15 protein-coding genes are annotated in these 12,969 nt (G+C 60.6%); 14 read left to right on the forward strand and 1 reads right to left on the reverse strand.

All coding sequences use genetic code 11. From position 1 onward, the window contains the following. Positions 1-119: 119 nt before the first annotated feature. The 6 genes from dapF to yjgA are packed head-to-tail and all read left to right on the forward strand — an operon-like array spanning position 120 to position 3,839. The gene (gene dapF / locus AOP6_RS01415; RefSeq protein ID WP_155874859.1) at positions 120-959 is read left to right on the forward strand and encodes a diaminopimelate epimerase; all 840 of its coding nucleotides are present in this window, start codon (positions 120-122) and stop codon (positions 957-959) included. After that, complete coding sequence (locus tag AOP6_RS01420; RefSeq protein WP_155874860.1) at positions 956-1,363, forward strand: HIT family protein; 408 nt, start codon at positions 956-958, stop codon at positions 1,361-1,363. The genes dapF and AOP6_RS01420 overlap by 4 nt, the downstream gene beginning before the upstream one ends. A gap of 18 nt (positions 1,364-1,381) precedes the next feature. Next, positions 1,382-2,020 (forward strand): pyrimidine 5'-nucleotidase, encoded by a 639-nt coding sequence (locus AOP6_RS01425; RefSeq protein WP_155874861.1) that lies wholly within the window; start codon positions 1,382-1,384, stop codon positions 2,018-2,020. A gap of 11 nt (positions 2,021-2,031) precedes the next feature. Then, a complete protein-coding gene (locus AOP6_RS01430) occupies positions 2,032-2,880 on the forward strand; it encodes a deoxyribonuclease IV (RefSeq protein WP_155874862.1) in 849 nt (282 codons plus the stop codon). Positions 2,881-2,883: 3 nt separating this feature from the next. Next, complete coding sequence (gene dtd, locus AOP6_RS01435; RefSeq protein WP_155874863.1) at positions 2,884-3,333, forward strand: D-aminoacyl-tRNA deacylase; 450 nt, start codon at positions 2,884-2,886, stop codon at positions 3,331-3,333. After that, the gene (gene yjgA, locus AOP6_RS01440) at positions 3,333-3,839 is read left to right on the forward strand and encodes a ribosome biogenesis factor YjgA (RefSeq protein WP_155874864.1); all 507 of its coding nucleotides are present in this window, start codon (positions 3,333-3,335) and stop codon (positions 3,837-3,839) included. The genes dtd and yjgA overlap by 1 nt, the downstream gene beginning before the upstream one ends. Positions 3,840-3,904: 65 nt before the next feature. On the opposite strand, the gene trxA is transcribed toward yjgA, so the two are convergent. Then, positions 3,905-4,234, reverse strand: coding sequence for a thioredoxin (trxA, locus tag AOP6_RS01445; protein ID WP_155874865.1), 330 nt, complete (start codon positions 4,232-4,234; stop codon positions 3,905-3,907). Between the two features lie 164 nt (positions 4,235-4,398). On the opposite strand from trxA, the gene AOP6_RS01450 reads away from it, so the two are divergent. The 8 genes from AOP6_RS01450 (at position 4,399) to AOP6_RS01485 (ending at position 12,964) form a co-directional block, all read left to right on the forward strand. Beyond that, a complete protein-coding gene (locus AOP6_RS01450) occupies positions 4,399-4,977 on the forward strand; it encodes an SIS domain-containing protein (RefSeq protein WP_155874866.1) in 579 nt (192 codons plus the stop codon). Positions 4,978-5,015: 38 nt separating this feature from the next. Further along, positions 5,016-5,684, forward strand: a complete 669-nt coding sequence (locus AOP6_RS01455; protein ID WP_213194705.1) for a bifunctional precorrin-2 dehydrogenase/sirohydrochlorin ferrochelatase — start codon at positions 5,016-5,018, stop codon at positions 5,682-5,684. Next, a complete protein-coding gene (gene ccsB, locus AOP6_RS01460; RefSeq protein ID WP_155874868.1) occupies positions 5,681-6,517 on the forward strand; it encodes a c-type cytochrome biogenesis protein CcsB in 837 nt (278 codons plus the stop codon). Before AOP6_RS01455 ends, ccsB begins: the two co-directional genes overlap by 4 nt. A gap of 24 nt (positions 6,518-6,541) precedes the next feature. Next, positions 6,542-7,855, forward strand: coding sequence for a glutamyl-tRNA reductase (gene hemA / locus AOP6_RS01465; protein ID WP_155874869.1), 1,314 nt, complete (start codon positions 6,542-6,544; stop codon positions 7,853-7,855). Positions 7,856-7,933: 78 nt separating this feature from the next. Further along, positions 7,934-8,896, forward strand: a complete 963-nt coding sequence (gene hemC / locus AOP6_RS01470; RefSeq protein WP_155874870.1) for a hydroxymethylbilane synthase — start codon at positions 7,934-7,936, stop codon at positions 8,894-8,896. Positions 8,897-8,968: 72 nt separating this feature from the next. Continuing rightward, a complete protein-coding gene (gene cobA, locus AOP6_RS01475) occupies positions 8,969-10,489 on the forward strand; it encodes a uroporphyrinogen-III C-methyltransferase (protein WP_155874871.1) in 1,521 nt (506 codons plus the stop codon). A 59-nt stretch (positions 10,490-10,548) separates the two neighbouring features. Beyond that, positions 10,549-11,517, forward strand: a complete 969-nt coding sequence (gene hemB / locus AOP6_RS01480; RefSeq protein ID WP_155874872.1) for a porphobilinogen synthase — start codon at positions 10,549-10,551, stop codon at positions 11,515-11,517. Positions 11,518-11,644: 127 nt separating this feature from the next. Beyond that, positions 11,645-12,964: a pitrilysin family protein gene (locus AOP6_RS01485; protein ID WP_155874873.1), complete on the forward strand. Its 1,320-nt coding sequence runs from the start codon at positions 11,645-11,647 to the stop codon at positions 12,962-12,964. The last annotated feature ends 5 nt before the right edge of the window (positions 12,965-12,969 follow it).

Raw genomic sequence — 12,969 nt, forward strand, 5'->3', positions numbered from 1 at the left:
TTCCCCTGACTTGGGACTGCATTCGAGGCAGACAGGGGGGCAGATTCCTCCTTGTGAGGGCGGCCGGCATGGCCTATAATCGCTTCGTGTATCAAGTTCTGCCTGGAAAGGACGCGCCCATGAAATTCGCCAAAATGCACGGTGCCGGCAACGACTACGTCTATATCGACTGCTTCAGCCAGGTGGTGCCGGATCCTGAAAAACTGGCCGTGGAGGTGAGCGACCGGCATTTCGGCATCGGATCCGATGGCCTCATTCTTATTCAGCCTTCCACTGTCGCCGACGTGCGTATGCGCATGTTCAATGCTGACGGCAGCGAGGCGGAGATGTGCGGCAACGGCGTGCGCTGCGTGGCCAAGTATGCCTACGATCACGGCCTGGTCGATTCTCTCCAGATCAGTATCGAAACGGGGGCCGGAGTGCTGCCTCTGCAGCTTTTTACCAACAGCCACAACAAGGTGGACAGGGTGCGGGTGAATATGGGCAAGCCCCGACTCAGTCGGGGGGAGATTCCCATGACCGGCTCTCCCGACGAACAGGCCGTCAATATTGAGGTGGCGGTGCTGGATCGCACCTTCCATGTCACCTGTGTTTCCATGGGCAATCCCCACGCCGTCATTTTTGTCGACAACGTCCACGAGTTTCCGGTGGCCAAGTATGGCCCAGCACTGGAGACGCACTCCCTCTTTCCCAACCGCATCAACGTCGAATTCGTGGAGGTTGTTTCCCGCAATGAGCTCCGGCAACGCACCTGGGAGCGGGGCGCCGGCGAGACCTTGGCCTGCGGCACCGGTTCCAGCGCGGTCACCGTGGCGGCCGTGCTCAACGGACACTGCGACCGGGTGCTGGTCAACCACCTGCTCGGTGGCGACCTGGAGATGGAGTGGACTGAAGACGGCCATATCTATATGACCGGTCCGGCCGTACAGGTTTTTGAAGGAGTCTACCAGCCCCAATGAACTGCCCCATGTGTACGCGCTGGCAGGACGAGCCGCAGCTGCGCATCGCCGCCTTGGACCACTGCCTGGTCATGCTCAACCGGGATCAGTTTTTCCCCGGCTATACTCTGGTCTTTACCCGTGAGCATGTAACCGAACTTTTCCACCTCGACAAATCAGTGCGCCAGGAGGTCATGGAAGAGGTCACCACCGTAGCGGCGGCCTTACACCAGGTTTTTCAGCCGACCAAGATGAACTACGAGCTGCTGGGCAACATGGTGCCTCACATGCACTGGCACCTGGTACCCCGCTTCAGCAGCGATCCGCTGTGGCCGCGCCCCATCTGGAGCGAGCCGCATCAGGACGAGACTCTGAGCCCACAGGCCTATGCCGAACGTATTCTGCTGATTCGCAACGCCCTGTAAGGAGGGGCGCACTGCTCTATGGATGCCATTCTCTTTGACTTGGACAACACGCTCTACTCACCTCAGCGGCAGCTCTTTTCCCTCATCGACTGCCGCATCAATCGCTACATGCGCGAGGTGGTGGGGATTCCCGAAGCCGAGGTGGACGGTCTGCGTCGCCGCTACTGGGCCGATTACGGCGTCACTCTGCAGGGGCTGATCCGCCATCACGATGTCGATCCCGAAGACTATCTCGAATATGTACACGACGTGGACGTCAATTCGCGGTTGCTTCCCGACGGGCCGCTGCGCACTGCCCTGCAGAGCATTTCCCTGCGGCGCCTGGTCTTCACCAACGGATCGCGGGGGCATGCCGAGCGCGTGCTGTCATCCCTGGGGCTGGAGAATATCTTCGAAGAGATCTTCGATATCCGGGTGGCCTCCTATCTGCCCAAACCTTTTCCCGAGCCCTATCATCAAGTGCTGGGTAGCATCGGCATCGAGGCGCGGCGCTGCCTCATGGTGGAAGATTCCGTCGAGAATCTGCGTACGGCCAAAGAGCTGGGCATGGGAACCATCCTCGTCGGCGATGGCGCGAAGCCGTCCTATGTCGACGTGCAGGTGGCGGCGGCGGTGCAGGTGCCCGAGGCCCTTGCCCACTGGTTCGCGGCGGTCTGAGGGAGACAGCGATGTTATGGCTCGGTGCGCACATGTCCATAGCCGGCGGGGTGGAAAAAGCCTTCGCTCGAGGCGAAGAGGCCGGTTGCACGGCCATGCAGATTTTCACCAAGAACGCCAGTCAGTGGCGGGCCAGGCCACTGTCGCCAACAGACCTTGAGGCCTTTGCCGAGGCCTGGCAGCAGAGCCCCATCGGGCCGGTGGTGGCCCATGACAGTTATCTGATCAACCTGGCGGCGCCCGCGGAGGAAGCCTGGGAAAAGTCCATCGCCGCTTTCCTGGACGAGATGGCGCGTTGCGCCGCCCTCGGTATTCCCGAGCTGGTCGTGCATCCGGGAGCTCACACGGGTTCGGGAGAAGAGGCGGGCCTGCGGCGCATAAGTGAGGCCTTTGTCCGGATATTCAGCGAAGGGCCTGCCAGCGTGCGGGTGCTGCTGGAAAATACCGCCGGGCAGGGAACCTATCTGGGCGGGCGTTTCGAGCATCTGGCCCGCATTATGGAGGCGGTGCCGCAGGGGCGTTTCGGCCTCTGCTTCGACACCTGCCATGCCTTCGCTGCCGGCTATGATCTGTCCAATGCCGAGGGCTATGGGCAGGTCATGGATGAGGTGGAACGGCTGTTCGGTCTGGACCCTGTTCACCTCTTTCATCTCAACGACTGCAAGAAAGGGCTGGGTAGCCGGGTAGATCGCCACGAACACATCGGGCAGGGGCATATTGGTGAAGAGGGCTTCCGTCTGTTGATGCAGGATGACCGTTTTGCCGCCGTGCCCAAGATCCTGGAGACCCCCAAGGGGGATGACGACAGCGGGGACCGGCAGAATCTCACCCTGCTGCGCCGGCTGGCGGGGGAGGCCTAGCAGATGCGGGCCGTTTTGCAGCGGGTTACCTCGGCCCACGTCGAAGTGGCCGGTCGCAGCGTCGGTGCCATCGGCCGAGGCTTACTCGTATTGCTTGGCGTGGCGGCCGGGGATTCGGAGGTCGATGCGGCCAGTCTGGCGGACAAGATCATCGGCCTGCGCATTTTCGAGGATGATGGTGGCAAGATGAATCTCTCTGTCGCCGATATCGATGGCGAGATCCTGGCCGTCTCCCAGTTCACCCTGCTGGCCGACTGCCGTAAGGGCCGCCGCCCCGGCTTTTCCGGTGCGGCTCCACCGGAGCGGGCCCTGGAACTCTACGACTATTTCGTCCGTCTGCTGCGCCAGCGGGGCTTTAAGGTGCCCACCGGCGTCTTTCAGGCGGACATGGCGGTGCACCTGGTCAACGACGGCCCGGTCACCCTTTTGCTCGACAGCCGCAAGGAATTCTGATGCACGACGACGAACAGGACTATGCCGGGCCCAGCCGCTCGGCCAAGAAGAGGGCCGCCAAGGCCGTGGAAGAACTGGCTTGGGAGATTCTGGAACTTTCACCGGCGCAATTGGAAAAGCTGCCGGTTCCCGACGAGATTCTCGGCGAGTTGCGCAAGGCCCGGCAGATCAAAGCCCATGGAGCCCGCAAGCGTCAGGCCAAGTTCCTGGCCGGCCTGCTGCGCCGCGATGAGGATGTTCTGGAAGCCCTGCGCCAGCACATGGACGCGCTCAACCAGGTCCATTACCAGGATCAGCAGATCTTTCACGAACTGGAAGCCCTGCGGGACCGTCTCTGTGATGCCGATCAGTATCAGGCCGCTTTGCAGGAAGTGAACAGCCGCTTTCCTGCTCTGGATCAGGATCTGATCGCCCACCTTGCCGTTCAGGCCCAGGCGGGCAAGGACAAGAGGGCCTATCGGGAGATATTCAAGCGCCTGCGCCAGGCCCAGGAACAGGGGGAGTAGAAACGCAGAAGACCCGCCATTTGGCGGGTCTTCTGCTAAAAAGTGCTGGAACTTGGTGTCCCGGTTTAAAGGGCTTTTTTGATCAGGCTTTCGAGCTGGTTCTTGGGAACGGCGCCGACGACCTGGTCGAGAACCTTGCCGTCCTTGAACAGAATGATGGTGGGAATGCCGCGGACCCCATACTGGCCGGGGGTAGCCGGATTCTCATCCACGTTGACCTTGGCGACCTTGACCTTGCCTTCATACTCGGCCGCCAGTCCGTCCACAACCGGGGCGATGGCTTTGCAGGGGGCGCACCAGGAGGCCCAGAAGTCCACCAGTACGGGGACGGAGGATTTCAGGACTTCGCTTTCGAAGTTGTCATCGGTCAGTTGCAAAACCTTATCGCTTGCCATGATAAATTCTCCTTTTGATATATTTAAGAAAAGCTCAGATACACCACACAATATAAAACACTGAGACTAAAAATCAAGGCCGAAAGTTTTCCCCACCGGGTCATCCTTGACAGGCCGGGTGGCGAAGCCTATGATTCGGATTAATTTTTTTCGAGGGGTAGGGCATGCAGAGGCAGGAAAAAATTGCTCAGGCTGTGCAGGATCATGTGCGTGTCCTGGAGAACATCTTTGAACGGCAGAGCGATGAGATGACCGGTTTTGCCGAAAGAGTGGTGGAAACCTTTCATCAGGGCGGTCGTCTTTACGTGGTCGGCAGCGGACCCATGGCGGCTCTGGCCAATCTAATGTCCAGCCTTTTTCTGAACCGTTTGAACCTGGAGCGACCGTCGCTGCCGGTGCTGTCGCTCTGCAACGACACCACTCTGGCTCTTTCGCTGGCCCGGGACGGGCAGTCTGCCCAATTTTTATCCCGACAACTGCGGGCCCAGGCCGTTGAAGGCAATATTCTTCTGGTGCTGGCAGGCTTTGACAGGGATCCTCTTTTAGACGAGGTCCTCAAGGCGGCCCGTCAGCTGGAATGCGTCGTTGTGCTGGCTGCCCCTGAAGGTTCGGCCCTGCTCAAGGATTCCGTTGATTTTTATTTCCGCTTCGATTGTTCCTCCATCACCCGCCTGATGGAAGCCTATCTGTTTTTTGGCGATCTGCTCTGTGAATTGGTCGAGGGTGAGCTTTTCGGCTTCTAAGAGGCCGAGTTCGACTTTGTCCGTGCCGAGGAGGCTTGTTGCCTGACTTCCCCGTTCTCCTTCAGCTTGTCGGTCGTTATTGCGTTGTCTTCGGTGGTGGGCCTGTGGCCCTGCGCAAAGGAGAGGCCCTGGTCCAGGCAGGCGCCCGCGTGCGCCTGATCGCGCCTGAAGTCCCGACGGGGGAGCAGCTGCCGGGAGCCATCGAGTGGACCCGACGGCCTTACCTCAAGGGCGATCTGGAAGGCGCGTATCTTGCAGTAGCAGCTACGAATGTTCGGCATGTTAATGCTGAAATTGTAGAAGAAGCAAGAAGTTGTGGGGTTTTAATCAATGTGGCCGACGTCCCGGAAGATGGGGATTTCACGATGCCTGCCGTGGTGCGGCGTGGCGATTTGACCCTCTGTGCCGCCACGAACGGCAGGAGTCCGGCGCTGGCGGCAGTCGTTCGACAGCGCCTGGAGGAAACCTTTGGGCCTGAGTGGAGCCTGCTGCTTGATGTTGCCGCGGCCTTGCGGGGAAAGCAATTGACAGTCGAGGGAAGAGACAAGTACCATCAAGAAGTTTTGCACCGGCTGGTTGAGGGAGGGCTGCCTGCTCTCATTGCCACAGGTGCGCCGGAAGCGGTTGACAGGCTGCTGGAATCGGTCCTCGGTAGAGGATTTTCCTTAGCCGAACTGGGCATCACGTTGCCGAAAGGAAAGTCATGAGCGCCAATGTTCTGCTCTATAAAATAGCCCTGCTGTTTTACCTGGTGGCCACCATCCTGTTTTTTATCGATGTCATCGGGCGCAAGGAAAGCATCGGCAGGGTGGCCCGCTGGGTTCTTTTCGGGGGTTTCGCCATTCACTGCGCGGCCCTGGTGGCCCGCTACGTGGAGGCTGGCTACACGCCCGTGGCCAATCTCCATGAGTCCCTTTCCTTCTTTGCCTTGTCCATCGTCGGTATCTTTCTCCTTTTCGATCTGCGCTATCGTCTGACGGTGCTGGCGGCTTTCGTCTGCCCGCTCGCCTTGGTGCTGATGATCGTCGGCGGCGTGGTTCCCAAAGCCGTCAAGGAATTGAACCCCATGCTCGACAGCTGGTGGTTTCCGGTGCACGTCACCCTGGCTTTTCTGGGGAACGCCGTCTTTGCCGTTGCCTTCATGGCCGGTATCATGTATCTGCTGCAGGAGCGCATGCTCAAGAGCAAAAAGTTTTCCAGCCTTTACTTCAGGCTTCCTTCCCTGGGTACGCTCGACACCATCAACTACAAGTGTCTGACCTTTGGATTCCCCCTGATGACCATGGGAATCATTTCCGGGGCCATGTGGGCCGAGTCGGCCTGGGGCACCTACTGGAGCTGGGATCCCAAGGAAACCTGGGCTCTGATCACCTGGTTCCTGTACGCCGCCCTTCTGCATGGTCGATTGACTGTGGGCTGGCGGGGGCGCCGGGCGGCCATCTTCGCCATTATCGGCTTTTTGTGCCTGCTGTTCATGTTCCTCGGCGTCAACCTTTTCCTGTCGGACCTGCACAGTTTCAAAGCTATGGAGGGCCGGTAGCCTCAGGGCGAACCGGAATACGACATGAATATCCTCGTTGTCGGACTCAGTCATAAAACAGCCCCGGTTGAAATCCGTGAGAAGGTCGCTTTCGCGCCCACGGCCATGGAGGTGCCTTTGCGTGCCATGCTGGCCCTGCCGGGAATCAATGAAGGGGTCATCGTCTCTACCTGCAACCGGGTCGAGCTTTACGCCACCAGTCGGGATGTCGATGCCGGTATTGCCCAGCTCAAGCGCTTTCTGGCCGAATTCCACCGCCTGTCGCTGGAGGAACTGGAAGCTCATCTCTACGACTATCAAGGAGAAGAGGCCATCCGTCACGTCTTTCGGGTCGCCGCCAGTCTCGATTCCATGGTTATCGGCGAACCCCAGATCCTTGGCCAGATCAAGACGGCCTATGGTTATGCCTCCGAATTCAAGACCGCCGGTCTTATTCTCAACCGCTTTTTGCACAAGGCTTTCTCCGTGGCCAAGCGGGTGCGCACCGAGACCAATATCGCCAGCAATGCTGTCTCCGTCTCCTTTGCCGCCGTGGAACTGGCCCGCAAGATTTTCAGCTCTCTCAACGACAAGGCCGTGCTGATTATCGGTGCCGGCGAGATGTGCGAATTGGCCGCCCGCCATTTTGTCAATAATGGGGTGACCTCTGTCATGGTGACCAACCGCACCCTGGAGCGTGCCGAAAAACTGGCACAGGAATTCAACGGCCGCGCCATAGCCTTCAGCGAATTTCCCCATCACTTGCACCAGGTCGATATTATTCTCACCTCCACGGGGGCACCCGACTTCATTCTGAGCCACAAACAGGTGGAAGAGGTCATCCGTCTGCGCAAAAACAAGCCGATGTTCCTCATCGACATCGCCGTGCCAAGGGACATCGATCCACGCGTCAACGATATCGACAACATCTATCTTTATGATGTGGATGACCTGCAGGGGGTCGTACAGGCCAACCTGAAGGAACGGCACAAGGAGGCCAAAAAAGCCGAAGCGATCATCCATGAGGAAATCGGGCAGTTCTTCCAATGGCTCTCCTGCCTCGATGTGGTGCCGACCATCGTCTCCCTGCGGCGAAAGATGGAAGAGATCCGTCAGAAAGAGATGGAGAAGACGTTTGCCAGCCTGAAGCATCTGGGCACTGAGGAACGCAAGGCCATCGAAGCCCTTACGGGAGCCATCATCAACAAGGTGCTGCACCAGCCGACCGCCGTGCTGAAAAATACCCAGAATAGTGAAGGCGACAGCTATGTGGATGCCGTAAGAACCCTTTTCGGCCTGGAGTGTCCCAACCCCGAAGGGGAGATGCTGCAGCTCGACAGCCAGTCCAAAGACGATTAAGACTTAACCTTTTATCCGGCAGCGGTCTTCCGGCTGCCCCGGGTGGACGCAATCCCCCGGCCAAGGAGACTGAAGCGTATGGCCAAAAAAGTACTTCGTATCGGAACCCGCGCCAGCCAGCTGGCCCTGTGGCAGGCAAACTGGGTCAAGGCGGAGCTGGAAAAACGCCACCCCGGCCTCGAAGTTACCCTGACCAAGATCAAAACTCAGGGCGACAAGATTCTCGACGTTCCCCTGGCCATGGTTGGGGGCAAGGGCCTGTTCGTCAAGGAGATCGAGGAAGCCATGCTGCGCGGCGAAATCGATATCGCCGTTCACTCCATGAAAGATGTGCCAACGATCTTTCCCGAGGGCCTTGCCCTGCGCTGCATCACCAAGCGGGAAGATCCTCGGGACATCTGCGTTATTCAGGCGGGCTGCTGCTCCTTCCGCGACCTGCCCCAGGGCGCCCGCATAGGCACCTCGTCGCTGCGGCGCAAGGCGCAGCTGCTTCACCTGCGCCCCGACTTTCAGATGGTCGATATTCGCGGCAACGTGGAGACGCGCATCCGCAAGCTGACGGACGATGACCTGCACGCGGTTATCCTGGCCGCTGCCGGCATGCACCGCCTCGGTTTCTCGGCCCAGATCAGCGAATACCTGCCCACGTCCGTTTCCGTGCCGGCCATCGGTCAGGGAGCGCTGGGACTGGAAAGCCGCCTCGACGATGCGGAGACCAATGAGATGATTGATTTCTTCAATCATCCGGAGACAGCCGCCGCGGTCATTGCCGAACGTGCCCTGCTGCGCCGCCTTGAAGGAGGTTGCCAGGTCCCCATCGCCGCCTATGGCGAGGTGAATGGCGACACCCTGACCTTCACCGGCCTGGTCTCCAGCGTCGACGGTTGCAAGTTTCTCAAAAAGACCGTCACCTGCGCCGTGGACGATGCCGAGAAGATTGGCATTTCCGTTGCCGACGACCTCCTGCTGCAGGGGGCCGACAAAATTCTCAACGAGGTCTATAACCACGAGACGTTCAATGTCAATCGGGAAGATGTCTGAACTCTTTTTTCCGAGAAGTCTTCCAGGGGCGCAGCATGCTGCGCCCCTGCCTGTTTGCGAGGGGATGTCCCGGTGAAGCCCGGTATCGTCTATCTCATCGGCGCTGGTCCCGGCGACCGCGGACTGATTACCGTGCGGGGCCTGGAATGTCTGCGGCGGGCTGACGTGGTGGTCTACGACTACCTGGCCAATCCCGAGTTTCTCAGCGAGGCACCGGACCAGGCGGAGCGCCATTTTGTTGGCAAAAGTCGTGGCCGGCACCAGGCACCGCAGGAGGAGATCAACGCCCTGCTGGAGGCCAAGGCCCGCGAAGGCAAGACGGTGGCCCGTCTCAAGGGGGGAGACCCCTATGTGTTCGGCCGTGGGGGTGAAGAGGCGTTGCACCTGCACGGGTGCGGGATTCCCTTTGAGATTGTCCCCGGCGTGACGGCTGGTTTTGCCGCCGCCGCCTATGCCGGCATCCCCTTGACCCACCGGGATTTTACCACCAGCCTGGCCCTGGTCACCGGTCATGAGGATCCGGACAAGAAGATGTCCAGCCTCGACTGGTCAAAGCTGGCCACCGGGGTCGGTACCCTGGTCTTTTACATGGGGATGGCCAATCTTCCCCTCATCGTGCGGGAACTCATGGCCCATGGCCGTCCCGCCTCGACGCCCGTCGCCATTGTCCGCTGGGCCACCACGCCGCGCCAGCAGACGCTCACGGGAACCCTGCAGGACATCGTGGCGCAGGTGCAGGCGACGGGGCTCAAGCCCCCGGCGGTGATCATTGTCGGCGAGGTGGTCCGTATGCGTGAACAGCTGCAGTGGTTTGAAAACCGTCCCCTTTTCGGACGGCGGATCGTTGTTACCCGCACGGCTGAGCAGGCCGGCTCCTTCAACCAACTGCTCGAAGAGCAGGGGGCATTGCCCATCGGCTGTCCCGTCATCGAGATCGTCCCCCCGGAGAGTTGGCAGGAGGTGGATGCGGCCATTGCGGCGCTGCCTGCTACCGATTATCTGGTGCTGACTTCGGCCAACGGCGTCGATATCTTTTTCGGTCGTCTGCGTCAGCAGGGTCTCGACCTGCGCGCCCTGGCCGGCGTCAAGGTGGTTGCTGTCGGTCCCAAGACGGCGGCCGCCATCGAAGCCGCCGGCATTCGGCCCGACCTGGTGCCAAGCGAGTACCGGGCCGAAGCGGTAGTTGACCTGCTGAGGTGCGAAGACATGGCGGGAAAGCGCGTTCTCTACCCCCGCGCCGAAAAGGCCCGGGATGTGCTCCCCCGCGAGCTGGCCGCGATCGGCGCCGAGGTGGTGTCCCCCGTGGCCTACCGCACCCTGGCCCCGGCTGGGGCCGCCGAGACCATGCGCCATCTGCTGCAGGCGAAAGAGGTCGATGCCGTCACCTTCACCTCGTCGTCGACAGTGGAGAACTACCTGGCTTTGCTTGGATCCGATGCTGCCGAGCTCATGAAGGACGTCACCATCGTCTCCATCGGTCCGCTGACCTCGGCCACCGTCCGTCGCCACGGCCTGAACGTACAGGTCGAGCCACAGGATTACACCCTGGAGGGGATGGTGGCAGCTATGATCGCTTATTACCACCCATCGTGAACCCCGCCTGACGGGATTTGGTGTCTTTTTCAATCGGAACCACAGCAAGGGAGGTTTCCATGTTTTTCCCCGAATATCGTGCCCGCCGCCTGCGCCGCAACGCCAATCTGCGCCGGATGGTGCGAGAGACGCATCTGCGCGTCGACGACCTGATCTATCCCATGTTCAGCGCTTTCGGTAAAGGGATCAAAAAAGAGATTCCCTCCATGCCGGGCATCTATCAGCAGTCCATCGAACACATCGTCGCCGAGGCGCGCGAAGTCCATGAGCTCGGTATTCCGGCTGTTATCCTCTTCGGCATCCCTGAACACAAGGATGCCCTGGGGCAGGACGCCTATGCCGAGAAGGGCATCATCCAGGAAACCATCCGCGCCATCAAGAGCGCTGTGCCGGAGCTCACCGTCATCACCGACGTGTGCCTGTGCGAATACACCGATCACGGCCACTGCGGCGTCATCAAGGACGGCGATGTGGACAACGACGAGACCCTGGAGCTGCTGGCCGCCGAGGCTCTCTCCCATGCCCGGGCCGGCGCCGACATCGTCGCCCCTTCGGATATGATGGACGGCCGCATCGCCGCGATCCGCGCCATCCTGGACGCCAACGGTTTTGCCCACCTCCCCGTAATGAGTTACGCCGTCAAGTATGCCAGTGCTTACTACGGCCCTTTCCGGGACGCGGCCGAGTCGACCCCCCAGTTCGGCGATCGTCGCAGTTATCAGATGGATCCGGCCAACCGGCTGGAAGCCTTCCGCGAGGCGACCCTTGACGTCCAGGAATGCGCCGATTTTCTCATGGTCAAGCCGGCGCTGGCCTATCTCGATATACTGCGCGATCTCAAAGAGCGCTTCGACCTGCCCCTGGTGGCCTACAACGTCTCCGGGGAGTACTCCATGATCAAAGCCGCCGCCAAAATGGGCTGGGTCGACGAGGAGCGTATCATTCTCGAAACCCTGCTCGGCATGAAGCGGGCCGGTGCCGATCTCATCATCACCTACCATGCCAAGGAGGCCGCTCGTCTCTTGTAGGGGCTGGCTTAAGGACGTGACCGACGGTTAGCGGGCAGCTCCGGACGGGGCTGCCCTTTTTTCCTGACTCATCGGTCTGGAAAGATGAAACGACTTGCTTCGTCAAGGAAGGATTGCAGAGTAACTCATGGTCAATGTAAAGAACCAGGCCGCCAGCTCCGAATACCATGTGAGCACCCTGGCCAACGGCCTGCGGGTCGTGACGGTGGAGATGCCCCATCTGCACAGCGCCGAAATGATGTGCTACGTCGGCGTCGGCAGCCGCAATGAAGAGGAGCATCTGGCCGGCATCTCCCACTTTCTGGAGCACATGATCTTCCGGGGGACGGCGGAGTATCCTACCAGCCTCCAGCTGGAGCAGGCCTTTGAAGCCATTGGTGGCGCTGTCAATGCCTCCACCGACACGGAGGGGACCTGCTACCATTCCCGACTGCATCCCGATTGTATTGCCGCAGGGGCCAGCCTCTTCGCCTCCATGCTGCTGCGGCCCCGCCTCACCGACGTGGAGGTGGAGCGGCGCATCATTCTGGAAGAGGCCCTGGAGGATCTCAACGAGCGCGGGGAGATGATCGCTCCGGACAACCTGACAGCGCAGCTGCTTTGGCCCGGCCATCCCCTCAGCCGCCCGACAATCGGCTGTCGCGACACCATCAGTGCCATCACGCCGGCGGATCTGCGCGCCTACCACCGTCGTTATTACCATCCCGGCAACACGGTTATTGCCGTCGCCGGCAGGGTGCGGCATGCCAGCGTGTTGGCGGCGGTGGACGAAGCGTTTGCCGGCTGGAAGGCCGCCGACCTTCTGCCCTGCCTGCCGGTCTCAACAGCAGCCGAGGAGAACCAGCCCGTATCGATCTGGATCAAGGATTCCGACTCGCAGATCAACCTGCAGCTGGCTTTTCGTCTGCCCGGCCGCCATGCCCGTGAAGTCGCTTCGCTACGGGTGTTGCGGGCCGTCCTCTCCTGGGGGGGTGCTTCCCGCCTGATGCTGCGCCTGCGGGAGATGAAGGGACTGACCTACAACGTCGAGGCCAACCTGACCCTGCTCGACGACTGCGGCTGCCTCACCGTCGACCTGGCCGTGGCCCCCGACAACCTGACGGCTGCCGTAGAGGAGCTTTTGCTGATTTTCGAGGAGTTGTGCCAGGTGCCTGTCGGTGAGGAGGAGCTGCGGCGGGTGGTGCAGAGCTATCTCTTTGCCCTCGACTTCAGCCGCGACCACACCGACGATCTGGCCACGCGCTATGGCTGGGGGGAGCTGGTCGGCTGTGTGCGCACCCTGGCTGAAGATCGCCGCGAGATGCAGTCGGTGCAGGCCGCCGAGCTCATGGAATCGGCCGCCGCCTTTTTCACCCCCGGCGCTCTCAAGCTGGCCGTGGTCGGCCCTTATCGCGCCCGCGACCGCAAGGCGGTGGAGAAAATGCTCAGCCGTTACCGCCGCGGCTGAAGCCG

Source organism: Desulfuromonas sp. AOP6 (assembly GCF_009731355.2).
Classification (GTDB): domain Bacteria; phylum Desulfobacterota; class Desulfuromonadia; order Desulfuromonadales; family SZUA-540; genus SZUA-540.

Bases quoted from the DNA above. Each gene is read 5' to 3' on its own strand.
- dapF (WP_155874859.1), top strand. From the start codon at position 120: ATGAAATTCGCCAAAATGCACGGTGCCGGCAACGACTACGTCTATATC.
- AOP6_RS01420 (WP_155874860.1), top strand. From the start codon at position 956: ATGAACTGCCCCATGTGTACGCGCTGGCAGGACGAGCCGCAGCTGCGC.
- AOP6_RS01425 (WP_155874861.1), top strand. From the start codon at position 1,382: ATGGATGCCATTCTCTTTGACTTGGACAACACGCTCTACTCACCTCAG.
- AOP6_RS01430 (WP_155874862.1), top strand. From the start codon at position 2,032: ATGTTATGGCTCGGTGCGCACATGTCCATAGCCGGCGGGGTGGAAAAA.
- dtd (WP_155874863.1), top strand. From the start codon at position 2,884: ATGCGGGCCGTTTTGCAGCGGGTTACCTCGGCCCACGTCGAAGTGGCC.
- yjgA (WP_155874864.1), top strand. From the start codon at position 3,333: ATGCACGACGACGAACAGGACTATGCCGGGCCCAGCCGCTCGGCCAAG.
- trxA (WP_155874865.1), bottom strand. From the start codon at position 4,234: ATGGCAAGCGATAAGGTTTTGCAACTGACCGATGACAACTTCGAAAGC.
- AOP6_RS01450 (WP_155874866.1), top strand. From the start codon at position 4,399: ATGCAGAGGCAGGAAAAAATTGCTCAGGCTGTGCAGGATCATGTGCGT.
- ccsB (WP_155874868.1), top strand. From the start codon at position 5,681: ATGAGCGCCAATGTTCTGCTCTATAAAATAGCCCTGCTGTTTTACCTG.
- hemA (WP_155874869.1), top strand. From the start codon at position 6,542: ATGAATATCCTCGTTGTCGGACTCAGTCATAAAACAGCCCCGGTTGAA.
- hemC (WP_155874870.1), top strand. From the start codon at position 7,934: ATGGCCAAAAAAGTACTTCGTATCGGAACCCGCGCCAGCCAGCTGGCC.
- hemB (WP_155874872.1), top strand. From the start codon at position 10,549: ATGTTTTTCCCCGAATATCGTGCCCGCCGCCTGCGCCGCAACGCCAAT.
- AOP6_RS01485 (WP_155874873.1), top strand. From the start codon at position 11,645: ATGGTCAATGTAAAGAACCAGGCCGCCAGCTCCGAATACCATGTGAGC.